At 45.0% G+C, this 26,323-nt stretch carries 24 protein-coding genes and 1 pseudogene; 18 read left to right on the top strand and 7 right to left on the bottom strand.

The features are described from left to right. Positions 1-125: pseudogene (locus FTT87_RS03955) on the top strand (IS701 family transposase); the annotation flags it as partial. 217 nt (positions 126-342) lie between these two features. Continuing rightward, the gene (locus FTT87_RS03950) at positions 343-843 is read left to right on the top strand and encodes a hypothetical protein (protein ID WP_373423494.1); all 501 of its coding nucleotides are present in this window, start codon (positions 343-345) and stop codon (positions 841-843) included. Positions 844-895: 52 nt separating this feature from the next. On the opposite strand, the gene FTT87_RS03945 is transcribed toward FTT87_RS03950, so the two are convergent. Together FTT87_RS03945 and FTT87_RS03940 are read right to left on the bottom strand one after the other, a co-directional pair. Then, a complete protein-coding gene (locus tag FTT87_RS03945) occupies positions 896-2,092 on the bottom strand; it encodes an MFS transporter (RefSeq protein WP_180174438.1) in 1,197 nt (398 codons plus the stop codon). Between the two features lie 186 nt (positions 2,093-2,278). Further along, the gene (locus tag FTT87_RS03940; protein ID WP_086195871.1) at positions 2,279-3,205 is read right to left on the bottom strand and encodes a DMT family transporter; all 927 of its coding nucleotides are present in this window, start codon (positions 3,203-3,205) and stop codon (positions 2,279-2,281) included. A 973-nt stretch (positions 3,206-4,178) separates the two neighbouring features. Between FTT87_RS03940 and FTT87_RS03935 the strand changes: the two genes are divergently transcribed. The 5 genes from FTT87_RS03935 to FTT87_RS03915 all read left to right on the top strand — a co-directional run bounded on the left by FTT87_RS03935 (position 4,179) and on the right by FTT87_RS03915 (position 9,431). Further along, positions 4,179-5,306 carry a Re/Si-specific NAD(P)(+) transhydrogenase subunit alpha gene (locus FTT87_RS03935; RefSeq protein WP_086195870.1) on the top strand — a complete coding sequence of 376 codons (1,128 nt, stop codon included), beginning with the start codon at positions 4,179-4,181 and terminating at the stop codon, positions 5,304-5,306. Between the two features lie 11 nt (positions 5,307-5,317). Further along, positions 5,318-5,638 (top strand): proton-translocating transhydrogenase family protein, encoded by a 321-nt coding sequence (locus tag FTT87_RS03930; RefSeq protein WP_086195869.1) that lies wholly within the window; start codon positions 5,318-5,320, stop codon positions 5,636-5,638. A 3-nt stretch (positions 5,639-5,641) separates the two neighbouring features. Then, positions 5,642-7,096, top strand: coding sequence for an NAD(P)(+) transhydrogenase (Re/Si-specific) subunit beta (locus tag FTT87_RS03925; protein WP_180174437.1), 1,455 nt, complete (start codon positions 5,642-5,644; stop codon positions 7,094-7,096). A 370-nt stretch (positions 7,097-7,466) separates the two neighbouring features. Beyond that, positions 7,467-8,801, top strand: a complete 1,335-nt coding sequence (locus FTT87_RS03920) for an ammonium transporter (protein ID WP_166171393.1) — start codon at positions 7,467-7,469, stop codon at positions 8,799-8,801. 21 nt (positions 8,802-8,822) lie between these two features. Next, on the top strand, positions 8,823-9,431 hold the full coding sequence (locus tag FTT87_RS03915) for a hypothetical protein (protein WP_180174436.1): 609 nt from the start codon (positions 8,823-8,825) through the stop codon (positions 9,429-9,431). Between the two features lie 106 nt (positions 9,432-9,537). On the opposite strand, the gene rsfS is transcribed toward FTT87_RS03915, so the two are convergent. From rsfS to FTT87_RS03890, 5 genes are all read right to left on the bottom strand, one after another. Continuing rightward, positions 9,538-9,939 carry a ribosome silencing factor gene (gene rsfS / locus FTT87_RS03910; protein WP_166171389.1) on the bottom strand — a complete coding sequence of 134 codons (402 nt, stop codon included), beginning with the start codon at positions 9,937-9,939 and terminating at the stop codon, positions 9,538-9,540. A gap of 77 nt (positions 9,940-10,016) precedes the next feature. Next, positions 10,017-10,811 carry a hydroxypyruvate isomerase family protein gene (locus FTT87_RS03905; protein ID WP_180174435.1) on the bottom strand — a complete coding sequence of 265 codons (795 nt, stop codon included), beginning with the start codon at positions 10,809-10,811 and terminating at the stop codon, positions 10,017-10,019. Between the two features lie 36 nt (positions 10,812-10,847). Continuing rightward, positions 10,848-11,714 (bottom strand): NAD(P)-dependent oxidoreductase, encoded by an 867-nt coding sequence (locus tag FTT87_RS03900; RefSeq protein ID WP_166171385.1) that lies wholly within the window; start codon positions 11,712-11,714, stop codon positions 10,848-10,850. Between the two features lie 36 nt (positions 11,715-11,750). Continuing rightward, positions 11,751-12,539, bottom strand: coding sequence for a crotonase/enoyl-CoA hydratase family protein (locus FTT87_RS03895; RefSeq protein WP_180174434.1), 789 nt, complete (start codon positions 12,537-12,539; stop codon positions 11,751-11,753). A gap of 128 nt (positions 12,540-12,667) precedes the next feature. Then, entirely contained in the window at positions 12,668-15,478 is a 2,811-nt protein-coding gene (locus FTT87_RS03890) for an ATP-binding protein (protein WP_180174433.1), read from the bottom strand. A 153-nt stretch (positions 15,479-15,631) separates the two neighbouring features. Here FTT87_RS03890 and cysM point away from each other — a divergent pair, with 153 nt between their 5' ends. The 11 genes from cysM (at position 15,632) to FTT87_RS03835 (ending at position 26,289) form a co-directional block, all read left to right on the top strand. Then, positions 15,632-16,552, top strand: a complete 921-nt coding sequence (gene cysM / locus FTT87_RS03885; protein ID WP_180174432.1) for a cysteine synthase CysM — start codon at positions 15,632-15,634, stop codon at positions 16,550-16,552. Positions 16,553-16,571: 19 nt separating this feature from the next. After that, a complete protein-coding gene (locus tag FTT87_RS03880) occupies positions 16,572-17,393 on the top strand; it encodes a 3'-5' exonuclease (protein ID WP_180174431.1) in 822 nt (273 codons plus the stop codon). A 6-nt stretch (positions 17,394-17,399) separates the two neighbouring features. Further along, positions 17,400-18,791: a 23S rRNA (uracil(1939)-C(5))-methyltransferase RlmD gene (rlmD, locus tag FTT87_RS03875; protein WP_180174430.1), complete on the top strand. Its 1,392-nt coding sequence runs from the start codon at positions 17,400-17,402 to the stop codon at positions 18,789-18,791. Positions 18,792-18,820: 29 nt separating this feature from the next. Next, the gene (locus FTT87_RS03870) at positions 18,821-21,127 is read left to right on the top strand and encodes a bifunctional (p)ppGpp synthetase/guanosine-3',5'-bis(diphosphate) 3'-pyrophosphohydrolase (RefSeq protein ID WP_180174429.1); all 2,307 of its coding nucleotides are present in this window, start codon (positions 18,821-18,823) and stop codon (positions 21,125-21,127) included. A 233-nt stretch (positions 21,128-21,360) separates the two neighbouring features. Then, complete coding sequence (locus FTT87_RS03865; RefSeq protein ID WP_180080714.1) at positions 21,361-21,999, top strand: beta-ketoacyl synthase chain length factor; 639 nt, start codon at positions 21,361-21,363, stop codon at positions 21,997-21,999. Continuing rightward, positions 21,984-22,793: a lysophospholipid acyltransferase family protein gene (locus FTT87_RS03860; RefSeq protein WP_373423493.1), complete on the top strand. Its 810-nt coding sequence runs from the start codon at positions 21,984-21,986 to the stop codon at positions 22,791-22,793. Before FTT87_RS03865 ends, FTT87_RS03860 begins: the two co-directional genes overlap by 16 nt. Further along, a complete protein-coding gene (locus FTT87_RS03855) occupies positions 22,790-23,050 on the top strand; it encodes a phosphopantetheine-binding protein (protein ID WP_086195854.1) in 261 nt (86 codons plus the stop codon). Before FTT87_RS03860 ends, FTT87_RS03855 begins: the two co-directional genes overlap by 4 nt. A gap of 9 nt (positions 23,051-23,059) precedes the next feature. Continuing rightward, a complete protein-coding gene (locus FTT87_RS03850) occupies positions 23,060-23,308 on the top strand; it encodes an acyl carrier protein (RefSeq protein ID WP_166171369.1) in 249 nt (82 codons plus the stop codon). Continuing rightward, entirely contained in the window at positions 23,305-23,859 is a 555-nt protein-coding gene (locus FTT87_RS03845) for a septation protein IspZ (protein WP_180174428.1), read from the top strand. Before FTT87_RS03850 ends, FTT87_RS03845 begins: the two co-directional genes overlap by 4 nt. Before the next feature lie 12 nt (positions 23,860-23,871). Then, positions 23,872-25,542, top strand: a complete 1,671-nt coding sequence (locus tag FTT87_RS03840) for an AMP-binding protein (protein WP_180174427.1) — start codon at positions 23,872-23,874, stop codon at positions 25,540-25,542. A gap of 12 nt (positions 25,543-25,554) precedes the next feature. After that, positions 25,555-26,289, top strand: coding sequence for a glycosyltransferase family 2 protein (locus FTT87_RS03835; RefSeq protein ID WP_180042766.1), 735 nt, complete (start codon positions 25,555-25,557; stop codon positions 26,287-26,289). Positions 26,290-26,323: the final 34 nt, after the last annotated feature.

Genomic DNA, 26,323 nt, shown 5'->3' with positions numbered 1-26,323 from the left:
TTGAGCGGATCTTTGAAAATGTATATCGTTGGCAGAAGAAATTATTTAGACCAATGATCAAAAACTTCATTGATGACTTTATTCTCGATAAAAATCATCTGCTACCACAGAGAATCTATAAATAATACTGCGTAAGTCCTATTGTATGTAATTTAACTTTTTAGTATGTTGGAGATATGACCACAACAGGGAAAATAACATGTTGGTTCTAGAAGAAATGTATAGGAGTAAAAAAATGAACATTCTACGCCTTTTAATTTACGTATCCAGCGCAGTTTAAGCTGGTTTAAAAAAGCCCTGATACTTCATGATGATCTTGACCTACAGTTTATTACGGTATGGGTGGCATTTAATGCATTGTATACACAGGAGCAAGCTGCCGATCAGGAACAGTACACCTTAAGACATTTCCTCAGCTCGATGTGCCATAAAGATGTTGATCAAAAAATATTTCACATTCTCTGGGAAAAAAAGCATTCAAGCATTCGATTACTCCTGAGTAATCCATATCTTTATCAAAGTTTTTGGGACTGGCGTAATCAGAAAATCAGTGAGGCAACATGGCGCTCAGCTTTTGCCACAGAACAGCAACAGCTCCAGCACATCTTGCAAAACCATGATTCAGTCAGCCTGTTGGTATCCCTGTTTAGTCGCTTGACGACTTTATATCAACAGTTAAGTCGAGGCGGAGCGACCTACAATAGTGCTATTAACCGGAAACAATTAGCCAATGCTTGGAGTGTTTTATCTGTATTGGTGCTGAGCTTTATCCAAATTTTATTGGAAAATGTCGAAAATATAGAGTTCAATCAGCCATTTTATCCCGTGGTGCAAGTATCCTGAGGTGAATGATTTGAAATAGACAGCAAGATCAAAAACTGTTTCATTTGCAATTTTATTTTGAAAGAGGCACGCTGCGAGCGTGATAACGCATATCCAGAAATGCAAAAAAAGCAGCGCAGAGTACCAGACTCACTCCTGCAATACAGGTCATCTTCCAGCCGCCATGATGCCATGCATAGACTCCGAGTGCAGAACCACAGGCTCCACCAATAAAGTAAGAAGTCATATAAATAGAATTAATCTGCGATTTGGCATCTGGATGTAGACGGAAAATAATATTTTGATTACTGGTGTGCACAATGGTGAGCCCCAGACTGATTACGCCGTAGCCAATCATATAACTCAGCAAAGACTGCCCACCGAAATAAAGAAAAAACCAGCTCACAATCAGCGTTAACAGGCCGATCCAGGTCAGTGACAGGGTATGGCCCTGATCGGCAATTTTGCCAATTTTCGTTGTAGACAATGCACCAAACACTCCCGCCAGCGTTACAACACCCACCAATACATCGGAAAGATGAAACGGGGATGAGGTCAGTAAAATGGCAATCGTCGAAAACAGGGTACTCATGGCCGCAAATACAAAACCACCAATCAATGAACGAAATCCTAAACGCTGTTCTTGTTTCAGTAAAATCGCCATGGATTTAAAAATTTGCGTATAGCTCATTTTTAGTATGGTGATGTGGGGCAGTTTGGTTTTGAGGAGAAAGGCTAACATCAGCATCAATATGGCACTGAGCATATAGATCAGTTTCCAGTTGAACAGGTTAGACATTAAACCCGCAAGACTGGTGGATAGCAGTAGTCCGACTAGAAGTCCACTCATCAGGAAGCCCACCACTTCACCGGTTTTTTCAGGTTTGACGGCCATGGTGGCTAGGGGAATCAGGACCTGTGCTGCGACTGAAAATAGCCCTGTAATTATGGTTCCCAGCCAAAGCATGGGTAAGTTAACGGCAAAAGCACATAGAAATAAACCGATGGCAGTCATGACCATCAGTAAAGGAATAAATTTGGTTTTATTGACAATGTCACCCATTGGAACAATAAACAACAGGCCCAGTGCATATGATACCTGGGCAAATGTCACGGTTAAGGCGACTTGTGATTCAGGAACATGAAAATATTGCTGGATGGAATGGATTAAAGGCTGGCAATAATAGTTGGCTCCCGCACACAGACCACAGGCTATGGCCATGAGCCAGAGTAAAGATTTATCCTGGCTGATGTCGAGAGAAGTTTTCATAACCATCCTTGTTTTGTTTCAGGTAGGCAAAGTTTGCCGGTATTGTATGTACATGTAGAGTATAGAAGCCCTATCAGTCTGGACTTACCAATATAGGGGAAAAGCAATCTCTATTCGGTGTTCTGTGACTATTTTAAAAGCCGTATTTTTTAGCTTGCGGCAGACTTTGATTAGACCAGACAAAAATTAATGTGAGAATTTCTTTTTAGCCAGAGTAATCATCATGACGCCAATTATATTGAGCATACAGCCTAGCCATTGAATGGCATTTAAATGTTCACCTAAAAAAATAGTGGCCAAGATAATGGTCAGAATCGGGCCAATTGAAGCAATCATGGCAGACTGTGCAGCACCTAAGCGGACAATACTCTGTGCCATCAGTACCGTCGGTAAAACTGTGACCAGCAGGCCTAAGGCAATACCGTACCCAATTACACTGACAGGTAGCTGGGTGAATAAATGCAAAGGCTGCGGCGTGGCAATCATGTAATGGGTTAGGGTGCCGATACAGGCAATACTCAGTGCCAAACCGGTAAAATTCCATGAACCAAAACGTTGAATCAGTCGTGGAGTAAGCAATAAGTACCCGGCAAAACATACCGCACTGGCAAAGACCAGACTGCTTCCAAGCCAGAAATGACCTTCATGTGCGACGTTGCTTTGTTCCTGCAACATCACAATGACCGTACCGCCGTAACTTAAGGCGATGGCCAGCATGCTTTTCAGGCTAAGTTTCTGCTTATAAATGGCACTGGAAGCCAGAACCGTCAGTGTGGGATAGAGAAATAAAATAATCCGTTCCAGTGAGGCACTGATATACATCAGACCAACAAAATCCAGCCAGCTTGAAAAGTAGTAACCCATGAGCCCTGCAACAATCAACAAACCCCAGTCTTTCGCTGCCAGTTCTTTATTATGATGACGGTTGAACCAGCACAGCAGCAAAAAAAACGGTAAGGCACTGGCCATACGCAAAGCCATCAGTACCGTGCCATCGACCAAAGGCGACAAGGCATAGGTTTGCTTGATAAAAATGGCTTTGGTACTAAACAGGAAAGCAGCACCAATCGCAAATAATGAACCTAATTGTGTTTGGCTTAGAGTCGGTTTCATTTTACCTGCTTGATTAGGGCTTCTGATCCGAAAAAGATCGAGACAAAGTTGAATTATAAAGTTTTTAAGCCCCGAGGTTAAATGCAAAAAGATGCGAATTATAATTCCAATTAGGAATGATTGATGCTTAGAGTTATTTTTTAGAGGTTAATGACAACTGGCTTGGCTTCTCTGGAAAGTGAGTTTTGTTTTTGTCTAAATTTTATTCAAACACGTTTGTTTAGAAACGTTATATCGCTATGCCTACTCTTTTAAAAGTAATAAAAACAAAAAGATGAGTATCAAAAATAAATTTATGCACTAAATTTGTGCATAAAATGTTGAATTGAGACAAATTTAGCGTAAAACATCATCAAGCGAAATGGCTGTAAAATTTTTTTTAATTAATTTTTTGAATTACCTTAGACTTAGGGTGAATAAGCATTAAATAACAAAAAAACATAAAAATAAGCAAAATCAGCATTTTTTCTGATATGCAGCTCCAGACTTGATTTAGGCAAAACCAGATAGACAATCACTTATTTTTTAAGGGAACAAGTCCATTCAAGATGTCATTCTGGCCAATAAAGGGGGAGAAAATTATTTAAATTTAATTAGTCGATAAGTAAATCAAGCAACTTTCTGGGTATTTATTTAAATTCTGATTAAAGGAAGAATGTCAGAAAGATCAATTTTGTGGGACAAGCCGGCTGGAAATGGTGAGCGGGAAGGTCAAGATAAAGATTCATGGCTTTTTCAGGCTGGCATTTAAAGTCATGAAGACGAGCTAAAATTAAAGTAAAACCGACGAATCCTATATGAAACTATTATTTTTATGAATCATCAGTTCAAAATATGGGTATTTATTAAATAAATATTGGGTAGTAATTTAAAAAAGTTCAATTAGAATCCAAAAATTCAACAAAAACGCATCCTGGGGGAAACATTGCTCACCGCGATGTTTACTGAAGAAAAATTAGCTTGAGGAACGCTCATGCAGATTGGAATCCCAACCGAAACTGTGGTCGGTGAAAATCGTGTGGCTGCAACGCCAGAAACAGTAAAGAAGTTGATCAGTGCTGGTCATACTGTAGTCATTGAACGTAGAGCAGGGGTAAAAGCTGCTTATATTGACAGTGCCTATGAACAGGTCGGCGCCAAAATTACCGATGATGCCTATACCGGCAGTCAGATTATTTTGAAAGTTCGTGCCCCTCAAGGTGATGAAATTCAAAAACTTGCAGCAAACACCGCAGTGATTGCAATGTTTGACCCGTATCGCAACACTGAACTTGATCAGTTTGCAGCAAAGCAGGTTTCTGCATTTGCACTGGAACTTTTACCACGTACGTTGTCCCGTGCACAAAACATGGACGTGCTGTCTTCTCAAGCCAACTTGGCCGGTTATAAATCGGTACTTTTGGCGGCAGCAGAATATCAACGCATGTTCCCAATGCTCATGACGGCTGCGGGTACGGTAAAACCGGCCCGTGTGGTCATCATGGGGGTTGGGGTTGCCGGTCTGCAGGCCATTGCGACTGCTAAACGTTTAGGTGCTGTGGTTGAAGCCACCGATTTACGTCCAACTGCACGTGATCAGGTCGAATCACTTGGCGGTAAATGGCTAGATGTACCAATGTCGGATGAAGAAAAGCAAAAAGCTGCGGACGCTGCTAAAAATGGTTATGGCTGGATGCCAGGTGAGCAATATATCAAAGACCAGGCGGCCATTGTCGATAAAGCTGTTTCTAATGCCGATATCGTGATTACCACTGCACTGTTACCCGGCCGTGATGCACCGCGTTTAATTCGTGCTGAAACGGTGGCCAAAATGAAACCGGGTTCAATCATTCTGGATATGGCGGTTGAATCAGGCGGTAACGTGGAAGGTTCCAAGTGCGGCGAAAATGTCGTGACGGATAATGGCGTGACCATTTTGGGTATTCCGAATATCCCATCTACAGTTGCGACCGAAGCCTCAGCACTGTATGCACGTAATGTCTTTAATTTCCTCGATACCCTTTTTGATGCAGAGAAAAAATTTGCCATCAATCCGGAAGAAGAAATTCAAAAAGCCCTGCTAGTAACTCATGGCGGTCAAGTGCTGCTGAAGCGTGGTTAAGGAGAGTCATCATGGTTGAAACGATTACAATTTTCGTCCTTGCCATTTTCGTAGGTTACTACGTGGTTTGGGGCGTTACACCTGCATTACATACGCCATTGATGGCGGTAACCAACGCCTTGTCATCGATTATTGTGGTGGGTGCGATGTTGCAGACGGTTGGCATTCCGGGTTTGGTTGAAGCCAATGTGCAATTCCAGAGCATCAACGTGGTCAGTATTTTGGGTGCAGTCGCAGTATTTCTGGCAAGTATCAACATTTTTGGTGGCTTCGCCGTAACTGCACGTATGCTTGAAATGTTCAAGCCAAAGCAAAAGAAAAAAGAGGGCTAAAACATGGAATTCATTCGAGACTATGCGGATTGGTTCTACCTGGTGGGTGCCGTTCTTTTTATCTTAACTTTACGTGGTTTGTCTGGTCCTAAAACAGCAATTGCCGGTAACCGTTACGGTATGATTGCAATGGCCATTGCCGTGATCACCACCTTCTTTGTTGCTGATCATCCTGTGGTCTGGATGATTGGCGGCGCAATGGTGTTAGGTGCAATCGTAGGTATTGCTCGTGCACGTACCGTTCCGATGACGCAAATGCCGGAAACCGTTGCATTGATGCACTCATTAGTCGGTTTGGCTGCAGTGCTGATTGCTATTGCTGCGATTCTGCATAACAACCAGTTAACGGCACTATTTGCACAAAATGAAGCGGCGTTAACAGCTGCGGGTGTTGAACATGCCCACATGAGCAAAGTTCATCTTTTTGAATTATTTGTAGGTTGTTTCGTTGGTGCGATTACCTTTACCGCTTCAGTATTTGCTTACGGTAAACTGGCTGCGAAAAAATGGGCGAAAACCATTTCGGGTGGCTGGGTTAAACCGCTACAGGCGATTATTTTCCTTGCGATGTTAACATGTGGCTTCATCTTCTTCTCAACAGGTAACATGCAGGCTTTCTGGGCGATGACAGCTCTGGCACTTGCCTTCGGTTGGGTATGGATTGCACCGGTCGGTGGCGGCGATATGCCAGTGGTGGTGTCGCTGTTGAACTCATTCTCTGGCTGGGCTGCGGCAGGTATTGGTTTCACTTTAGAAAACAATATGTTGATTGTTGCGGGTTCACTGGTGGGTTCTTCAGGTGCAATTCTGTCTTACATCATGTGTAAAGCCATGAACCGTTCAATCATCAACGTCTTGTTTGGTGGTGCGATGGGCGGTGCAGCAGTTGCATCAGCAGATAAAGGTGAGCAAGTTCAACGTAACCACCGTTCTGGTTCTGCTGATGATGCAGGCTTCCTGATGTCAAATGCGGATAGCGTGGTGATTGTACCGGGTTATGGTATGGCGCAAGGTCGTGCGCAAAATGCCGTGAAAGAATTGTGTGAGATTTTGAAAGAGCAGGGCGTAAAAGTTCGCTTCGCGATTCACCCAGTTGCTGGTCGTATGCCAGGTCACATGAACGTATTGCTTGCGGAAGCTGATGTAGCGTATGAAGACATTCTGGAAATGGATGAAATCAACTCGGACTTCCCGGCAACTGATGTAGTACTCGTGATTGGTGCAAACGACGTCGTCAACCCGGCAGCGAAAGATGATCCAAGTTCACCAATTTACGGCATGCCGATTCTGGAAGCGCATAAAGCACGTACTATTATGGTGATCAAGCGTTCGATGGCAACCGGTTATGCGGGTCTGGACAACGACTTGTTCTATAATGAAAAAACCATGATGATTTTCGGCGATGCCAAGAAAGTCGTAGAAGACATGACTAAAGCCATTAACGGTGGCGGTCACTAAATCCACGCTTCAAAAGTCCCTCTTTCATAAAGAGGGATTTAGGGAGATTAAACCACCTTTGGGTGGTTTTTTTAATTCTGGAATATATGACTTTTCAATAATTAAATTGAAGAATAGTGCAGAGCACACTTTTATCAGGCTATGGTTTCTTGTTTTATTTGGTGCTGCCTGATCAAGCGATATTGCAAAAATGCTTTATAAAATGGCAATTAACTGTTTATTTCTAAATAGGTATTGCCGATGAGGGATATTTTTAGAAATTAAGTTGTGTTAAGACCGGCATTTGCCGGCCTTTTTAAATAAAAAGATAAATCTCGATAATCTGGCATTTCTTTTGCATTTTTGTGATTCAGTTTTAGGGGGACTGTTCATGAAAATAATAAAGTATCTAGCATTGCTGTTATGTGTATGTTCACTACCTGCATTTGCAAGTGAAGCTGCGACAAACGCAGCGAATATTCAGGAAATACGTTTATCGCTCGACAGTGTCTGGGTGGTGATGGGCGGTATATTGGTGTTCTTTATGCAGGCCGGGTTTGCACTGGTGGAAAGTGGCTCTGTACGTAGTAAAAATACCGTCAATGTACTCATGAAAAATTATATGGATGCTTGTCTGGGGGGATTGGTCTTCTGGTTAGTCGGTTTTGGTTTAATGTTTGGGGTCAACGCTTCAGGTTGGATGGGCACCAGTCATTTTGCGCCCAATGACTTGGATGACTGGCATTGGAATCTGTTGTTCTTTCAAATGATGTTTGCCGCTACTGCAACCACAATTGCCAGTGGTGCCATGGCAGAGCGTATTCACTTTGTTGCTTATATTGTAGGGGCTGCTGTGGTCAGTGGCCTTATTTATCCTGTCTTTGGAAGTTGGGCGTGGGGCAGTATTTTTGAGGGTTCAGGCTGGTTAAAAGCAATGGGTTTTATTGACTTTGCCGGTTCAACCGTGGTGCATTCAATCGGTGGTTGGGTCGCTCTGGCCGGTATTATTGTATTAGGTCCGCGCTTGGGACGTTTCGGGCGTAATGGACAAACTCACCATCTGGCAGGGCATAACCTGCCTTTGGTGGCTTTGGGTGGTTTTATTCTCTGGCTGGCATGGTTTGGTTTTAATGCTGCATCAACCGTGAATGCCAGTGTCAGTATCGGTCGTATTGCTTTAAATACCCATCTGGCGGCCTGTGCTGCTGCAGTGGCTTATATGCTGTATGCCTTAATTCGTGGTAAGGCAATTCTAATGCAGACCACAATTAATGCTTCATTGGGCGGTTTAGTGGGGATTACGGCGGGTTGTGCCACCATGTCGCCTTTATTTGCCGTGATTACTGGACTCATTGCCGGGCTCATTGTCAGCGTCATGCCAAGCGTCATGGAAAAATTAAAACTGGATGATGTGGTGGATGCCGTTACTGTTCATGGTTTTTGTGGGGCGTGGGGAACCGTGGCTGCAGGCCTGTTTTTTGAAGCCGATATGTTTAACTCACAAATTGTGTCTATTCAGGTTTTAGGTGTGCTGGCAGCATTTGCTTGGGGATTCGGAATCGCGCTGATTACTTTTAAGCTGCTGGAGAAAATATTGGGTGGCTTGCGTGTCAGCACGCAACATGAACAACGCGGTTTGGATTATACCGAACATGCCGAGCTGTCTTATCCTGAATTTCAGCGTGATGTGACTTTTGAAACAGATGATATTACCAAACGCCACTAAACCAAGAAGGGGAGTTTCGCTATGCCAAATGAATTACTCACTGTGATGCAAAAGAAACAGGCGATTGAACGCGGTTTAAGTCATTATTTGCAAGGAACTGTACTGGAACGGGTATTGAGTTACTGGGAACAGGAGTATGGCGACAAACCTTCATTTGTACTCAATCGTTTTATGAATGACATTTGCAATACCGATGAATTGCGTATTCATCGCAAAGAAATGTTGAAACAGGTGTTATGTGAGATGTCGGCGGTTGAAAAACAGGTACTACTGGATACCCAGCCGAAAGTGCAAACGGAGGTGCCAATTTCAGCCGATTTTGCCGATGCTTTTTTTGATTTAATTAATGGCGTGCTACAGACAGTAGCCAGAGCTGATCTGAATGATTTTAATGCGGAAGTTAAAAATCATGTCCAAGCCTTGGGCATTGCGATTGAGAAATCTGCAAATCTGAATGACGCTGCTTTTGCAGAATGTTTACCGCTCACCAGTTATGCTCAGGTGATTACTGCATCATATGAATGCTATTGCGAATTTTATGGCCCAAGTAAAGCCGATCAGGTCTATGCGCGGGTGAAAATGGATATCAAGAACAAATATCCGTCCGTGGATTTACATCATTTATTATAGTTGGCAGCAATCTTGATTGAATGCATGTTCAGTCTTAAGTTTAGGCTGGGCATCCTAAAAACAGCAGCACTAAAAAAGCGACCTGAAGGTCGCTTTTTTAGTTTATTTAGGCTACTGATTCTGGAGTTGCGCGCCATAAGCTTTCCAGATCGTAAAATTTACGTGCTGTTGGAAGCATGACATGAACTACAACAAACCCAAGATCGATCAGGATCCATTCGGCATCACGTTCACCTTCAACGCCGAGAGGGCGGAAACCCGCTTTACGTGCTTCTTCAGCAACATTGTCTGCAAGGGCTTTAATATGACGGGTTGATGTGCCGCTGGCAATGACCATGGCATCTGCCACATTGCTGATTGAGCTGACATCAAGTTCTAGAATATCTTTTGCTTTTACATCTAATAGGGCTTCATGTACAACTTTTAAGCAAGCTTGTACATCGTTAGCATGAGCATTCATTGCGTGTTCGAGAGAATTAGAAGCGCTGGGCGATGGTTCTAAATTCATAAAAGGTTTAATTTCCGGACAATATCTCACTGTGTAATATAGCGGTTTTGGGGCTGAATTTCAAATCTGTTCATAATTTAACTTTGTGGATGTTTTGCAAAATATTTATCTTTCCAGGCAAAAGAATGGCTGGAATGCGCTTGTGGCTTGTATTCTGCTGCAGTGAAACCTGTATAGGTACTTTGGTTTAACCACTGAAAAATTTCTGCATAGGGAATTTGTGCAGTATCAGGCTGATGACGTCCCGGACAGTCTGCAAACTGGATGTGTCCAATATCCTGAATATTTTCCTTTAAGCCCTGTAGTACATCTTCACCCATCATCGCCATATGATAGCAGTCATATTGCATTTTTAGCGCCGGGTGTCGTACTGCTTCCAGCATTTCTTGGGCTTGGGCAATATTTTGTACCAGAAAGCGGGGCATGTCGGTGCCATTAATCATTTCAAACACCGGCTGAATGTTGTGTACAGCAAACATGGAACACGCCAGTTTTAAATTTTTTGCCAGCGTATTGAGGCAAGGCAACAAATCGGAATCAAGCGGTTGCTTACCGGCCAAAATATTCACACTGGATACATTCAGTGCTGTGGCGTATTGAATTGCCTTTTCCAGGGCACGATGGAATGCAATTTCTTGACCCGGTATGCCAGCCAGACCATTACCGCCTTGCATCAGGTCGCCTGCAGGGACATTAATCAGGCATAAGCTCAGGTCGTGCAGAGTGAGTTGGGTCTGAATCTGTTCGATGCTGAGTTCATAGGGAAACTGGATTTCTACATGCTGAAAACCATGAGCCTGCGCCAGAGCAAAGCGCTCAATCAGAGGCACTTCAGTAAAAATCATGGATAAATTGACCGCCAGCTTAATCATGCCTTTACTCCTTGCTCGTTAAAGAAAATGGTCTGCTCAAGATTCAACCAGTTGAATGACAGTCGCCAGATCTGTTTCAGCATAGCCTTTATCTTGATGGGTTTTCAATTGCGAAAGCGCCTGTTTTGCCACAGGAATATCTAAATTGAACTGCTTGGCCAGCTGCACGGCATTATTTAAGTCTTTGGACAGGGTTTGCACTTTCCATTGCACCGGCTCAAAAGTATGCGTTGCCATACGCGGAGCTAAAATCTGGAAAGGTTTCGAGTCAGCAAAACCACCGGCAAGAGCAGGAGCAAGCAAGGTGGTATCTACACCGGCTTGTCCAGCTAAGGCCACTGCTTCGGCAATCAAGGTGCTGTTGGCGGCCACAATAAGTTGGTTGCAAATTTTGGTCGCTTGTCCGGTACCTGTTTCGCCCATACGCGTCACGCGTTGTGAAAGCACATTATAAATCAGCGATAAATTTTGAATGGTGTTGATATCGCCACCGGCGAAAATCACTAAGGTGCCCTGTTCGGCACCTACCGTGCCACCCGAAACAGGCGAGTCAATCCATTGCACTTGACGGGTTTGTGCCTGCTGTGCCAGCGCTTTGGTTTTATCCACAGATAAACTGGAAAAATCCACAATCACTTGACCAGCAGTGAGTTGATTCTGGATTTGATCAAACACTGCCTGTACGGCAGCATCATCGGCCAGACAGGTCAGAATCACCGGATATTGCCCAATCTCTTGCAAGTCTAGGCCAGTAGCACCCATATCAATCAGCACGTCACAGGCGGATGCTGTTCTGTTCCATACAGCCACTTCAAAACCGGCTTGAATCAGCCGGGTCGCCATGCGGCTGCCCATCAGCCCCATGCCTAAGAATGCGATTTTTGTATTACGATCAAAACTCATGTGTTTTTCTCTAAACGATCCTGTTATTGCGCTATTTTACTTATATTGCCGTGGTAAAAACTGAACTTCCGGGTTTTTGTCTTTTTTACGCGCCAATTTACTGTTTTTACCCAACAGTAATTTCAGTTGCCAGATTTTCTCCAGGCGTAATGATTTTTTCGGTTCGTGTTCCATGGCATCAAGAACCCGTTTAGCGGCCGCCAATGCATCTGGAGAGCGTTGCAACATTTCTTCTGCAATCGCTTGTGCTTTGCTCATTGGGGATTCATCCAGATGTGTCACCAAACCAATCTGTTTGGCATAATTGGCATCAAAAATACGCCCGGTCAAGGTCAGTTCTTTGGCCAGATCAAGACCGATAATGCCTTTAAGGGAACGGGTGAGTCCCATGTCCGGCACCAATCCCCAGCGACTTTCCATAATCGACATTTTGGTGTCCGGATGGGCAATACGAATATCCGCAGCCAAAGCCAGTTGCATACCGGCACCCAGACAATAGCCTTCAATCGCAGCAATAACGGGAACAGGCAGTTCCTGCCAGATCAGAAATGCTTTCTGAAACAGGCTTTGTCCCGGTTTTAGCAGTTCCCAAGCGGCGTAAGCGGTATTTTTCGGCGCGTTTAAATCGGCCAGATCAATGCCGGCACTAAAGACATGTGCTTCGCCAGTTAAAATGACACAGCGGATGAAGCGGTCTTTTTTAATTTGTTTGGCAGCATTGACCAGTTCGCGTAATAAAGCAAAGCTCATGGCATTACGCTTTTCTGGACGGTTTAAGGAAACGGTTGCGATGCCATTATTTTTTTCTATGCGAAGTAACGCCATTGTAGAGACCTGTATTTTTCTATTGTTTTGAGCATAACATGGGTATTTCTCTGATACATGCCGCGATACATGACAGCACAGTCACATCTAAACATAGACGTGACTTTCAACATTCAGATAACTCCTGATCAGATCCCTGGTCTGTTTAAAATTTGTTGGGAGGCCTGTTCAACCTGCTGAATGACCGACTGTAATTCATCAAAGCGTTTCAAAGTTTCCTGAATAAAGGCTTCATCCGCCTTGCGGCGTTCTTTACGTAAAGCAGAAACAAACTGTTCGAATCCACCGGTGGCTTCCTGAAGGCGAGGAACACCCACATAACGGGTTGCCCCATATAAACGGTGCAACACATGTTCCAGTTGTGGAAAATCTTCCATCTCAATCAACTGCTGCATTTCATCCAATTCTGTCGGGAAACTGTCGATCAGCATTTTCAGTAAATCGATGGCCAGATCTTCTTTATTGGCTGCCAGTTGCAGGCTTTGTTGCCAATCCAGAATGTTGGGATCCAGCGCTTCAATCAGAATGGACTTCTCTATACTTTTAGCCTTTTTAAAGCTTTCCGAAGTCCAGTGGGTCAGAATCTGAATAATCTGTTCCATCTGAATCGGTTTGGTCACGTAATCATCCATACCGACCTGTAACAGTTTTTGTTTTTCATCGGCCAGTGCATGTGCAGTCAGGGCAATAATCGGCAGGCGTTTGTGATTTTCCAAGGTCGACTCTAGCGAGCGAATGGCACGGGTGGTATCAATCCCGGACATTACCGGCATTTGAATATCCATAAACACCACATCAAATGCAGGTAATTCCTGTTCAATGCGCTGCTGAATAATTTCAATGGCTTCTTGGCCGCTTAAGGCTTTAGTGGTGGTGACATTTAGCTCTGCGAGCAGTGCTTCCAGAACAATCAGGTTCGGTAAATGGTCATCCACAGCCAGTACATGCAGACCCTGTCCATTAAACTCTTCATGTACATCCTGTTCGAAAACAGGCTGATTGCTGAGCAGCTGAATCAAGGCACTACGACTGAGTGGTTGATATAGTGGACGGGCCCGGTATTCATTCAGCATGCTTGGATCGAGCACCATCTGGTAGCCATACACGGCAATATTGCCATGGTAGCGTTGACGGATTTCTTTCAGCAGGGCTTCGCCATCGCCGCTATGGTCGACAATCAGCCAGGTATTTTCATCGTTATTCGAGAATTTATTCAGCTGGCTGAACAGGTCCAGAATCGAGCCGGTTTCGACATGATGCACACCATAATTTTCCAGATAATGGCGCAAAATGTTGGCGGTTGCAGGATGGGATAAATAGGAAACCACCTGCATTTGTTCAAAGTGCGGATGTACAATTTCAATCTCTTCATCCACCACAAACATGGCGGTAAACCAGAAGGTTGAGCCTTTTTCAGTCGGCGCGCGTTCCTGGTTGTCTTCAAAGCCAATTTGCCCCTGCATCAAATGCACCAGCTGTTTGGAAATGGCCAGGCCAAGTCCGGTGCCGCCAAATTGACGGGTCACCGAAGCATCACCTTGCGAGAATGATTCAAACAGTTTTTTCCGGTCCGTACCACTGAGGCCAATGCCGCTGTCCTGCACGCTAAAGTGTAATAAACATTGCCCGATATCATCATGTTCCATGCGGGCACGGACAATAATTTCGCCATCGGGAGTGAACTTGATGGCATTGGAGATCAGGTTGGTCAGAATCTGCTTGAAGCGTAAGGCATCGCCAATCACTTGTGTCGGCACATTATCAGCATAATAAAAGGCCATATCGATATGCTTCTGTGCTGCTAATGGCGAGAGCATATCCATCACGTCAAAAATCGCTTCTTCCAGATCAAAGGGGGCTGTTTCCAGTTCCAGTTTGCCGGCATCAATCTTGGAGAAATCCAACACATCATTAATCAGCGCCAACAAATGGGCAGATGATTTACGAATGGTTTGCAAATACAGGTTTTGTTCATTGCTCAGGTTGCCTTGACGCAGCAATAAATGAATAAAGCCATCAATACTGTTCAAGGGAGTACGCAGTTCATGACTGATATTGGCCAGAAACACCGACTTGGACTGGTTGGCAGAAATCGCCTGGTCGCGTGCCTGACGATAGGTAATGTTTTGCACTTCCAGGGTGTCTAGGGTACGGCGCAAATCATCTTCAGTCTGTTCGGTATGTTCTTTGAGTTCCAGGAAGCTGAAGTGCAGGCGTTTCACCACGTTGGCAATATCACGCTGCAATAAACGCAATTCACCAGTACTGTTAATCACCATGTGCTGATCAAGGGTGTCAGCATTCAGGCGCTGTAACTGCATCCGGATTTCGTACATCGGCGCAATCCAGCGCCGTGAATAGAAATTCAGGCACAGTAACAGTAGCAATAAAGTCAGCAGGCCGGTGGCAATCAGTACAATCATGACCCGGTAATGGGCAATTTCCAGGGGCTGGTTATCCAGCTCAATCACCAGTCTGGCCGGGTTATCGGTATGTTCATTAATTTTTAAGGCATAGATATGATTGTGATTATGCAGGATAGGACCAACAAAATCGGCTTTAGCGTCAATCTTGGGCCAGGCTTCCTGGTCTTGAAAACCAATACTTAAACGGTTTCTGCCTTGGGGATCAATAATTGCGGCACGAATGAGATGTTTTTCATCCAGCATCACCTGCAGGGTATTACGGGCCTGATCATATTGCCAGGGATAGCGGTTGAGCAGATCGAATGCAGCTTCGGCGGTAAGCTGATAGCGGGTCACAATCGCAATGGCCATCTGACGTTGCTGTGCACGTGAGGCATTGGATGTTTCGGATAAAACCAGCAATGCCCCCACACATGCCAAAACCATAATGGGGACAAAAATCATGGCGATGAGTTGTCCATAAGCATGATTTAAGTGTAGACGCTTAAATAACTTTTTATTGATATTTGACATGGTTAAAGCAGTTGATTCCCTATGCTTTGCATATTAGCACGCTTTGTAAAAAATCGGCTGTGCTTTAATCACTTTCAATAAAAAGCCTGCTAAATGGGTGCAGGAGGAAGCATTTTTTCATACAATAGGCGCACCTCGATATAGGTGCAAATAATGAGTAATACCACCCCTGATTTTCAAGCAGACGAATTTTTGTTAGACCACTATGTAGGTAAAACGCCTCTGGTGCGTTTACAGCGTCTGGCAAATCACACTCAAGCAACAGTATTGGCGAAACTTGAAGGAAACAATCCTGCAGGTTCGGTAAAAGACCGCCCAGCATATAATATGATTATGCAAGCTGAAAAACGTGGTCAAATCAAGCCAGGCGATACGTTGATTGAAGCGACCAGCGGAAATACAGGGATTGCCTTAGCCATGGTTGCTGCCATGCGTGGCTATAAAATGAAACTCATTATGCCTGCAGGTTCAAGTCAGGAACGCAAAGATGCCATGCGCGCTTACGGTGCTGAGCTGATCGAGTCTGAAAACATGGAACAGGCGCGTGATATGGCGCTGCAAATGGAAAAAGAAGGGCAAGGACTGGTCTTGAACCAGTTTGGTAACCCGGACAATGTGGACGCCCATTACCGGACGACTGGCCCGGAAATCTGGCAGCAAACCGGCGGTAAAATTACCCATTTCGTCAGTTCCATGGGAACCACCGGTACCATTATGGGAATTTCCAAATTCTTAAAAGAACAAAATCCGGATATTCAGATTGTCGGCTTGCAACCTTCTGAAGGTTCAAATATTGCCGGTATCCGTCGCTGGCCGCAAGAATATCTGCCAACCATTTTTGATCCGACACGCGTTGACCGGATTATGGATATTCCGCAAATTGAAGCGGAAAAAACTGTACGTCAATTGGCACGCAAAGAAGGCATTAGTGCCGGAACCTCATCAGGCGGTGCGGTTTGGGCATCCATCAAACTGGCGGAAGAAAATCCGGGGGCGGTAATTGTCTGTATCGTCTGTGACCGTGGTGACCGCTATCTGTCTACTGGCTTGTTCTCTGTAGTCGATCCTGAATAATTAAAAACTGTGAGATGAAATGCGCTTACCTGTCTTGATTTTTGATATCGAAACGCTGACTGATTTAAAGTCAGGTGCGCATTTATATCATCTGGATTTGCCCGAAGCAGATCTTGAGCAGGCGTTAATGAAATTGCGCCGTCAGGAATCAGGGACGGATTTCCAGCGTCTGCCGCTGCATGAAATTGTTTGTATTTCCGGTCTCTGGATTGATGAAAATGGTGTCATGACGCTGTTTTCATTTAGCCGCGAGCAATATACTGAAGCGGAAATTTTAAAAAAATTCCTGTCTATTTTTGACAAGCGCCATCCGACTCTAGTCAGTTGGAATGGTTCACAGTTTGATCTGCCGGTGATTCTGTTCCGTGCCATGTATCATGGCCTGTCGGCACCAAGTTTGTTCGATCAGGGCGAAATTGATCAGCAAAAGCGCTATAATAATTACCAGAACCGTTACCATCAGCGTCATGTCGACTTAATGGATGTCATGGCGATGTTCAATGGCCGTCATTTCCAGAAGCTGGATGATGTTGCGCATCTGCTCGGTTTTCCGGGCAAGCGCGGAGATGGTGCTTACCATGTTCCGGAATATGTCCGTGCACAGCAGTGGTTAAAATTGACCAGCTACTGTGAAGGCGATGTGCTGAATACCTGGCTGATCTATTTGCGCTGGCTATTGCTGAAAGGCCAATTGCTGGCTGAAGATCACCGTTACTGGGTTCAAGCCACCATCCAGTATTTACAGCATCAACCGCAACACGCAGATTTTCTTCAGGTATGGCGTGAAACTTCACAACATACCGAATTTACCGCTACAGATTTTATCTCTCCCACACCCTAGGTATTCATGAAACATAGAACCAAGCCACGTCCAGCTCAGCATCCGATTTATACGTTTCAGGTTGAGTCTCTTTCACATGAAGGACGGGGAATCGCGCACTATGGATCGCATCCCGATCATCCGAGTGACAAGCACGGTAAAAAAGTTTTTATTGCATATGCCTTGCCGGGGGAGACGGTTAGAGCACAAATTACCCATGTGGTGAAACGTTTAGAAGAAGCCGATTGCGTAGAGATCCTGAGCGAGCCTTCACATTTGCGTGTTCAGCCGCAATGCCCGCATTTTGGTGTTTGTGGTGGTTGTAATATGCAGCATATTCAGCAAGATGAACAAATTCGACTGAAACAGGATGTCTTGAAGTCGCATCTGGAACATTTTGCCGGCATCCAGCCTGAACAATGGTTGGCACCTTTACGCTCACAACGTGAAGACTACCGCCGTAAAGCACGTATCGGTGTGCGTTATATTCCAGCCAAAGAGCAGCTGGTGGTGGGCTTTCGTGAACGCCAAAGCAATAAGCTGACGCCGATTGACCGCTGTATGGTGCTGGATCGTGAATTTGGCTCCATGACCGAACTGAAACAACTACTCCAAAGTCTAAAGGGCAAAGCAGCGATTGGTCATGTAGAATTGGCCATGGGGGATCAGGATATTGCACTGCTGGTGCGCCATACTGAAAAATTGTCATCCGATGATGTCAACCAATTAAAACAGTTTGCGTTAAACAGACAGTGGCAACTGTATTTGCAGCCTGCAGGGGGCGACAGTTTGCATCGTGTCGATGATCCGGCCGCGGCGATGCGTTTGCATTATGCTTTGGACGAATTTGATGTGAAATTTGGCTTTAATCCGCTTGATTTTACTCAGGTCAACTCCACCATTAACCCGCAGATGGTGAAGCTGGCATGTGATTTGCTTCAATTGCAGCAAGGTGAGCGTGTACTCGACCTGTTTTGTGGTTTAGGAAACTTTTCTTTACCCTTGGCGCGTTGTGTCGGTGAAACCGGACAAGTGGTTGCTGTTGAAGGAAGTGAGGAAATGGTTCAACGTGGTGCAGAAAATGCCGAGAAAAACGGTATAAGTCACGTAAAATTTTATTCACAAGATTTAACAAAAGATTTTGCGCATCATTCTTGGGCAAATCAGGGATTTGATGCATTATTGATTGATCCTCCACGCTCAGGGGCGGAGGAAATAATGTATTATGTGCCCAAATTTGGTGCAAAAAGAATCGTTTATGTGTCATGTAATCCTGCCACACTGGCGCGAGATGCGGGAGTGCTGGTAAAACATGGTTATCGATTAAAAAAGGCTGGGGTAATGGATATGTTTACCCATACGGGACATGTGGAATCTATTGCCTTATTCGAAAAATACAACGAAATAAACGATTTATAATATGAAGTGTAAAAAAGTAGGAGTAGGGTATGGTCACAGTACGTGAGCAGCTTCCTGGACGTCTCAATGAGTTGTCGGAGGAAGCGACTGTAGAACATGCCGAACAAGCCCAACAAGATTTGGCTGAATGGTTAAATCGGGTTCGTGGCATATTAGATGATACGGCGCTAAAACAACTCGAAGATGTAGCGCATTTAACTTTGCAGAAAGAACTGCAAAGTACGGTCAACCATCGTTCCAATACCTTTTATACCGGCATTGAAATGGCCGATATTCTGGCGCATCTGCATGTCGATGAGGCGACCTTGTCTGCCGCAATGCTATATCGTAGCGTTCGTGAAGGCGTGATGACGCTGGAAGAAGTACAGCAACATTTTGGTGAGCAAGTCTATAGTCTGGTGCAAGGGACACTGGCGATGGGTAAGCTGTCCGAGCTGATTGAAAAGAACAAGCGTCTAGAAGATCATTTTAATAACAACCAGCGCGAACATTTAAGCGGCATTTATAAAATGCTGATTGCCGTGACCGAAGATGTTCGTGTGGTGCTGATCAAGCTGGCCGAACGTACCTATGCCTTGCGTGAACTGACTCAAGCTTCTCGAGAACGTCAGGAGCGGGTGGCACGTGAAATTCTGACCATTTACTCGCCTTTAGCACACCGTCTGGGAATTGCCCAGCTTAAATGGGAGCTGGAAGATCTCGCTTTCCGTTATCTGGCCCCGGAGCGCTATAAAGAAATTGCCTCATTGCTGAATGAGAAGCGCCTGGAGCGTGAGCAGTACATTCAGTTTGTGATTGATAAGCTGAAAACTGAACTGGCCAGCCATGGAATTGAAGCCGAAATTAGCGGACGGGTGAAGCACATTTATTCGATTTATCGAAAAATGAAAAGCAAGAACTTAAGCTTTGACCAGCTGTACGATATCCGTGCGGTGCGGGTTCTGGTTAAAACCGTACCCGAGTGTTATCACTCCTTGGGCATTGTGCATCAAATCTGGCGCCATATTCCGCATCAGTTTGATGATTACATTACCAATCCCAAAGCCAATGGCTACCGTTCATTGCATACTGCCGTGATTGCAGAGAACAAGTCGCTTGAAGTGCAAATCCGTACCAAGGATATGCATGAGGAAGCCGAGCTTGGGGTGTGTTCGCACTTCAACTATAAAGAAGGTGCCAAAAATACCGATCATTCCTTCAATCATCGTTTACATTCATTGCGTGCCGTACTGGAACATTATCAGGAACGCAATGATGCCAGTGCGCATAAAGTAGAGGATGAGCCAGAAAATTTTGAACAGATTCAAGACTTTGAAGGCTTTGAAAAAATTTATGTGTTTAGCCGCGATGGCGATATTAAAGAGTTGCCGCGTGGTTCGACTGTTTTGGACTTCGCTTATCACGTGCATACCGAAGTGGGGAACAAGTGCTATGCCGCACGGGTGAACCAGCGCTATGTGCCGCTGACCTATACCCTGAAAACCGGTGAGCAGGTTGAAATCTTAACCAAGAAAGATCGCGAGCCGAACCGGGACTGGTTGGTCAATTCACTAGGCTACATTAAAACCGCCCGGGCACGGGATAAGTTACGTCACTGGTTCAGGCAGCAAGACCGCAGTAAAAATCTGGAAGTAGGCCGTGAAATTCTCAATAAAGAGCTTTCACGTCTGGCGATTCACCCGAAAAGTATTGATTTAAGTGACTATTGCAATCACTTCAATGTTAAGTTGGGTGAAGACATTCTGATTGGTCTGGTGAATGGCGATATCAGCCTGCATTCCTTGATCAATCAGGTTAACCGTCATATGCATATCGGTCAGGACGAGCCTGAACTGGTACTCAAACCGACCTTGAATCCGCGTGCCAGTCATACCTTGTCGGCACACGGCATTTTAATTGATGGTTTGGACAATGTGGAACTGCATATTGCCCAATGTTGTCAGCCGGTGCATGGCGAATCGATTGGCGGTTATATTACCCTGAATCGTGGCGTCAGTATTCACAAGGTGGCCTGTCCGGATTATGTACGCATGATTTCTCAGGAACCTGAACGTGCCGTCGAAGCGGATTGGGAAATGCAGCCGACCCGTGGCCAGAGTGTACAGATTGTGGTGGAAGCCTATGACCGTCGCGGTCTGCTCAAGGATCTGACTCAAGTGATTTTCTCGGATCAGATCAATATTCGTCAGGTAAATACCATTTCTGAAGCGGATGGTATTGCCAATATGAAACTGTTGATTGAGGTTAAAGGTTTGGCCCAGTTATCACGTCTTTTGGCACGTTTGGAACAACAGCCAGGCATTATCAGTGCGCGCCGTTTGGTACAAGGAAATTAATTCAACATTGCACTGATGCAATAAAAACCAGCAACACCTGTTGCTGGTTTTTTTATGTTTGATCAATTTTTTAAGGGTTTTCAAATAAAATAAACAATGAAATCAAAAATATAAATTTAAATAATTGATCTTATACAAGATACGTTTTGTGTAATTTTTATTACAAATGCTATAATCCCGCCAATTAAAATAGCCTCGAGCTAAAATATTTTTGGGTATGGAAAATTAGGGCAATGCTTCAAATCAATGTGTCACAACTGTGCATAAGTCGTGCCGATGAAACCGTTGCCGCCTTAGAACAAATTCCAGCCATGCAGCGCAGACGTTTGTCAGGGATTGCCAAACTCGCTTTAAGCAGTGCCATTCAATCGCTGAATGCTGAACGGGCAGATTATATTGTTTGGGCTTCGCAATATGGCGATGAACATAAAACTTTAAACATTCTGGCCGATGTGCTGCAAGATCAGACGCCATCACCCACCCAGTTTTCCACTTCGGTGCATAATGCGATTGCCGGGTTGTATTCGATTTTGTGTCAGGATGCGACCCCGTCGACCAGTCTGGCGGCTTCGTGGAGTGAAGCGCTGATTGAAGCCTATGCCTGGTTAAAAACCACAACGCAACCCAATCCACGCGTTCTGGTGGTGTATTATGACGAGGCATTACCGGCACTTTATCAGGAAGCTGAGCCTTTTACAGCCTTTGCCATGTCGGCAATTGTTGGCCTTGACGTACCCAACCTGCAACTGGATATGCAAGCACTAGGCAATCATTGCCATAAATATAAAGATGCACACAATTTTCATGATTTCTGGCAGCAATCTGCACAGAATCAAGTTCCCCTGCATATTCAGGCGTGGCAAACATGTTAAAACCAGATCAACTTAAACAAAAAGCCAACTACCTGTGGCGTGTGGGCGCAACCGGGTTTAGTTTTGCCAGTTTTGGTATTGGCGGTGTGGCCATTGGCGGACTGGTTGCCCCTTTGGTCAATTTATCGACCCGCAATCCGGACTTGCGTCAGCAGCGTGCGCAAAAGGTGATTAAGCATAGTTTCAAGGGCTTTACCGAAATGATGGTCAAGCTGGGAATTATGACCTATGACATCGAGGGGCTGGAAAAATTACAGCACAGTCAGCAGGAACTGGTGATTGCCAATCATCCGACACTGGTGGATGTGGTGGTGCTGATCGGGCTGATGGAGCAGGCCAACTGTGTGGTCAAGCAAGCACTGTGGTCGAATCCCTTTACCAAAGGTCCGGTACAGAGTGCCGGTTATATTTTAAATGCCGGTTCTGAGCAATTTATTCATGACTGCGTGGAAAAGCTCCGGCAGGACCAGGCGGCATCGCTGCTGATTTTTCCGGAAGGAACACGGACCGCCAAAGGGGAGTTGCTGAATGAGTTTCAGCGTGGGGCGGCCAATATTGCCATTCGCGCCAATGTGCCGATTCGTCCGGTGCTGATTAGCTGTACCCCTTCAACCTTAACCAAGAATGAAAAGTGGTATCACATTCCTTCACAGCCCTTTCATATTCAGGTGAAGGTACTGGATGCCATTCAAGTCGATGATCTTTTGGAAGATGCCAGCGTAAATCCAAAAAATGTGCGTCAGCTCAATCATCAATTACACCAATTTTTTAACCAAGAGTTATCTAAAAAATGAGCAATCTTGCTGATGAATTAAAGCAAATGATTATTGATGTTCTAGCCCTTGAGGACATCAGCATAGAAGATATTGATACCGATGCCCCTTTATTTGGCGATGGTTTGGGTCTGGATTCTATTGATGCCCTGGAACTTGGCCTAGCTTTGAAAAAGCGTTACAACATTCATTTGAATGCTGAATCGGCCGAAACCAAACAACATTTTAAATCAATTCAGAGCCTGGTTGCTTTGGTTGAAGCACAGCAACAGGTATAAGAGGTAGTCATGCTAACTCAGGAACAAGTACTGGAAAAACTTAGAGAATGGATGGAAGATCTGTTTGAAATTAGCCCTGAAGATGTGCAGCTGGATGCAAATTTAGCCACCGATCTGGATGTCGACAGTATTGATGCGATTGATCTGGTGGTCAAAATCAAGGAACTGACCGGCAAGCAGGTCAATCCTGAAGATTTTAAAAATGTCCGTACGGTGCAGGATGTGGTAACCGTAATTCAGAACATGTCTGCTGCATGAAATGGCTCTTGAAAGGGATAGTGGCAATTGGCTTGCTTCTTTATCCCTTTTTAGTGGGCTATAGCCTGGCCCATGGACAATATGTCTGGGTCAGCAGCCTGCTGATTGTTTTGGGACTCTTGCGCCTGTTCAGTAAGGGCAATGCCTTGCTGTGGCCTTTAACCGGCTTTGCCATTTTGTGTGGTAGCTTGAGCCTGATTTTAAAAGATCATGCTTGGCTAAAACTGTATCCGGTGTTGATGAGTGTCGGGGCATGTATGATTTTTGCCTCGACCTTAATCCGTCCACCGTCCATGATTGAGCGTTTTGCCCGATTGGCTGAACCAGATTTACCCGAAGCGGGTGTGATCTGGACCCGTAAAGTCACCATGGTGTGGTGCGGTTTTTTTGTATTGAATGCCTTGATTGCCTTGGCGACAGTCTTGTTTGCTTCCATGCAGACTTGGGTGCTGTATAACGGCTTTATTTCCTATGTGTTGATGGGGCTACTATTACTGGGCGAATTTATCTTGCGTAAGCGGCAACAGCGCTTAAATCAAATTCAGGAATAAAAACAGAATATTATGTTGTGTCATTTTCAAAGTCATCTTCATTCACTACAACCACTGTGCATTCAGCCTGATTTAAGCCCAGTCCGCTTTCAGGATTTTTGGCAGGATGTGATACAACAAAGCCAGGCCATTGAGTTACTTGCACAGGACAGCTGGGCACTTTGGGAACCTGACAGTTACCAGTTTTTAGTACTGCTGTTTGCGGCACTGCTGGCCAAAAAACAGGTATTACTACCTCCGCACCGGGTCAGTGACTTAGAAAAAGAACTGGCTGAACAGAACATTTATTTTTTGCAGCGCCAGCCCGTCCTAGTTCCACAAAATCCAAATATTGAATTAAACCTGGATGATGCCTTTTTAAATCATGCACAAATCTATTTTTACACTTCCGGTTCAACTGGACAGCCGAAGAAAATTCCACGCAGCTTGCGCCAGTTGCTCAATGAAGTGCAGGGACTGGATGCCAGTTTTCAGTTGCCTGAACAAGCCATTGCCATTGCTACAGTGAGCCATCAGCATATTTATGGCCTACTGTTTAAGTTGCTCTGGCCACTGGCAAGCGGTCGCTGTTTTTATCAGGCACAGTTGGCCTTTCCGGAAGATGTGGCCGACATCCAGAAAAAACTCAGTATTTTCAAGCTCGATAACTACGTGATTTCCAGTCCGGCCCTGTTAAAGCGCTGGACCCGTGATGTTGTATTGCAAGATTGCCTGACCGTTTATTCATCCGGCGGGAAACTGGAATCCGGCGTACGGCCGTATCTGAACCAGCCGATTACTGAAGTGTTTGGCAGTTCGGAAACCGGCGGCATTGCCCATCGCCAGCAAGATGATGCCTTGTGGATGCCTTTTGCCAATGTCGATATTCAGGCCAGCGAACAGCAGGAACTTCAGGTCAGAACCAATCATGCCTTTAGTGCAGACTGGATTTTTACTGGCGATCAGGTCGAAGTCATTGAGCCGGGCAATTTGAAAAGTCCATTTCATTTATTGGGTCGCTTGGACCGGATTGTCAAACTGGAAGAAAAACGTTTAAGTCTGGATGCCATCGAGCAGAAAATTATCGAGCTGGATGACATCGTACAGTGTCATGTGCTGATTCTTGAACGGGAACATCGTCAGATTTTAGCCTGTGTTGCGGTATTGTCAGAGCAGGCCAGATTGCAGTTACAGCAAGGCTCCAAAGCACAATATGTGGCAGCCATCAAAGCACAGTTAAAGGCCAAGCTGGAAGGCATTGCCATTCCAAGACAGTGGCGTTTTTTGACACAATTACCGCAAAATGCCCAATCCAAGCTGAATAAACACTACATGAAATCCTTATTTCAGCCGATGTTGTTGCCTATAGTACTGGAACAGCACCATGAGTCAGAGCAGGTCAGCTATCGTTTGGAGTTTTCACCTGAGCTGGAATGTTTTAAAGGGCATTTCCCCGGCAAACCTATTTTTCCGGGTGTAGGACAAATCGGTTTTATCCAGCATTTTGCCCGTCAGAGCTGGGCAGAGCTGGAATGGTGTAACGGTTTTGAGCAATTAAAATTTCAGGACCTGATTCAACCGTATATGGTGTTGCAACTGAAATTGACCAGAAAATTGCACAAAGTCAGTTTTGAGCTTTGCCATGCAGAGCAGACCTTGGCCTCTGGTCGATTGCTGTTTCATATACCTACCGAACCTGCTTAAAAAGGACGATTTATGCAGCATTGTTTTGTCATTCCGGTATATAACCATCCTCATTATATTGAGGCGTTAGTGACTCATCTGGACCAGTTTCAAATGCCGATCATCTTGGTGAATGATGGCAGTGATGCCGCATGTACCCAGCTGTTACATGATATTGCAGCACAACATTCATTGGTTGATCTGGTTGAACACACGCATAATCAGGGCAAAGGACAGGCTGTCATCACTGGTTTGCGCCATGCCCACAAGCTCGGTTTCAGTCATGCTTTGCAGCTCGATGCTGACGGTCAGCATGACTGGCAGGATGTGGCAAAATTCCTGCAAATTTCCCAGCAACACCCGGATGCGATGGTTATCGGTCAGCCAGTTTTTGATGCATCGGTGCCGAAAAAACGCCTTTATGGCCGTTATGCTACGCATATCTGGGTCTGGATTAACAGCTTGTCTTTGGATATCAAGGATAGCATGTGTGGTTTCCGGGTCTATCCCTTAGCACCTACCATTCAGGTGCTGGATTCGGCAAAGTTTCAGCCGCGTATGGGCTTTGATAGCGAGATTCTGGTGCGTCTGAAATGGGCCAATGTATCTTTTATCAATGTGCCGACCAAAGTCATTTATCCGGAAGATGGCATTTCCCATTTCAACGCCTGGCGTGACAACTGGGGAATGAGTCAGACCCATGCCAAATTGCTGGGTGGGATGCTCATTCGTTTGCCGCAATTATTGCGACAAAAAATGCAAGGTTGATGCTGTGGCTGATCTGAACCCGACCCAATGGAAT

Origin of the sequence: Acinetobacter sp. YH01022 (assembly GCF_013420235.1) — a bacterium.
Classification (GTDB): Bacteria; Pseudomonadota; Gammaproteobacteria; order Pseudomonadales; family Moraxellaceae; genus Acinetobacter.
Note: the sequence above shows the minus strand (reverse complement) of the source record. Positions and strands in the feature narration are given on the sequence as shown.

Excerpts from the sequence above, each read along its gene's own strand:
- FTT87_RS03855 (WP_086195854.1), top strand. The coding sequence starts at position 22,790 with ATGAGCAATCTTGCTGATGAATTAAAGCAAATGATTATTGATGTTCTA.
- FTT87_RS03940 (WP_086195871.1), bottom strand. The coding sequence starts at position 3,205 with ATGAAACCGACTCTAAGCCAAACACAATTAGGTTCATTATTTGCGATT.
- FTT87_RS03840 (WP_180174427.1), top strand. The coding sequence starts at position 23,872 with ATGTTGTGTCATTTTCAAAGTCATCTTCATTCACTACAACCACTGTGC.
- FTT87_RS03880 (WP_180174431.1), top strand. The coding sequence starts at position 16,572 with ATGCGCTTACCTGTCTTGATTTTTGATATCGAAACGCTGACTGATTTA.
- FTT87_RS03850 (WP_166171369.1), top strand. The coding sequence starts at position 23,060 with ATGCTAACTCAGGAACAAGTACTGGAAAAACTTAGAGAATGGATGGAA.
- cysM (WP_180174432.1), top strand. The coding sequence starts at position 15,632 with ATGAGTAATACCACCCCTGATTTTCAAGCAGACGAATTTTTGTTAGAC.
- FTT87_RS03930 (WP_086195869.1), top strand. The coding sequence starts at position 5,318 with ATGGTTGAAACGATTACAATTTTCGTCCTTGCCATTTTCGTAGGTTAC.
- FTT87_RS03895 (WP_180174434.1), bottom strand. The coding sequence starts at position 12,539 with ATGGCGTTACTTCGCATAGAAAAAAATAATGGCATCGCAACCGTTTCC.
- FTT87_RS03920 (WP_166171393.1), top strand. The coding sequence starts at position 7,467 with ATGAAAATAATAAAGTATCTAGCATTGCTGTTATGTGTATGTTCACTA.
- FTT87_RS03945 (WP_180174438.1), bottom strand. The coding sequence starts at position 2,092 with ATGAAAACTTCTCTCGACATCAGCCAGGATAAATCTTTACTCTGGCTC.
- FTT87_RS03835 (WP_180042766.1), top strand. The coding sequence starts at position 25,555 with ATGCAGCATTGTTTTGTCATTCCGGTATATAACCATCCTCATTATATT.
- FTT87_RS03870 (WP_180174429.1), top strand. The coding sequence starts at position 18,821 with ATGGTCACAGTACGTGAGCAGCTTCCTGGACGTCTCAATGAGTTGTCG.
- FTT87_RS03845 (WP_180174428.1), top strand. The coding sequence starts at position 23,305 with ATGAAATGGCTCTTGAAAGGGATAGTGGCAATTGGCTTGCTTCTTTAT.
- FTT87_RS03905 (WP_180174435.1), bottom strand. The coding sequence starts at position 10,811 with ATGATTAAGCTGGCGGTCAATTTATCCATGATTTTTACTGAAGTGCCT.
- FTT87_RS03865 (WP_180080714.1), top strand. The coding sequence starts at position 21,361 with ATGCTTCAAATCAATGTGTCACAACTGTGCATAAGTCGTGCCGATGAA.
- FTT87_RS03935 (WP_086195870.1), top strand. The coding sequence starts at position 4,179 with ATGCAGATTGGAATCCCAACCGAAACTGTGGTCGGTGAAAATCGTGTG.
- rsfS (WP_166171389.1), bottom strand. The coding sequence starts at position 9,939 with ATGAATTTAGAACCATCGCCCAGCGCTTCTAATTCTCTCGAACACGCA.
- FTT87_RS03915 (WP_180174436.1), top strand. The coding sequence starts at position 8,823 with ATGCCAAATGAATTACTCACTGTGATGCAAAAGAAACAGGCGATTGAA.
- FTT87_RS03900 (WP_166171385.1), bottom strand. The coding sequence starts at position 11,714 with ATGAGTTTTGATCGTAATACAAAAATCGCATTCTTAGGCATGGGGCTG.
- FTT87_RS03925 (WP_180174437.1), top strand. The coding sequence starts at position 5,642 with ATGGAATTCATTCGAGACTATGCGGATTGGTTCTACCTGGTGGGTGCC.
- rlmD (WP_180174430.1), top strand. The coding sequence starts at position 17,400 with ATGAAACATAGAACCAAGCCACGTCCAGCTCAGCATCCGATTTATACG.
- FTT87_RS03890 (WP_180174433.1), bottom strand. The coding sequence starts at position 15,478 with ATGTCAAATATCAATAAAAAGTTATTTAAGCGTCTACACTTAAATCAT.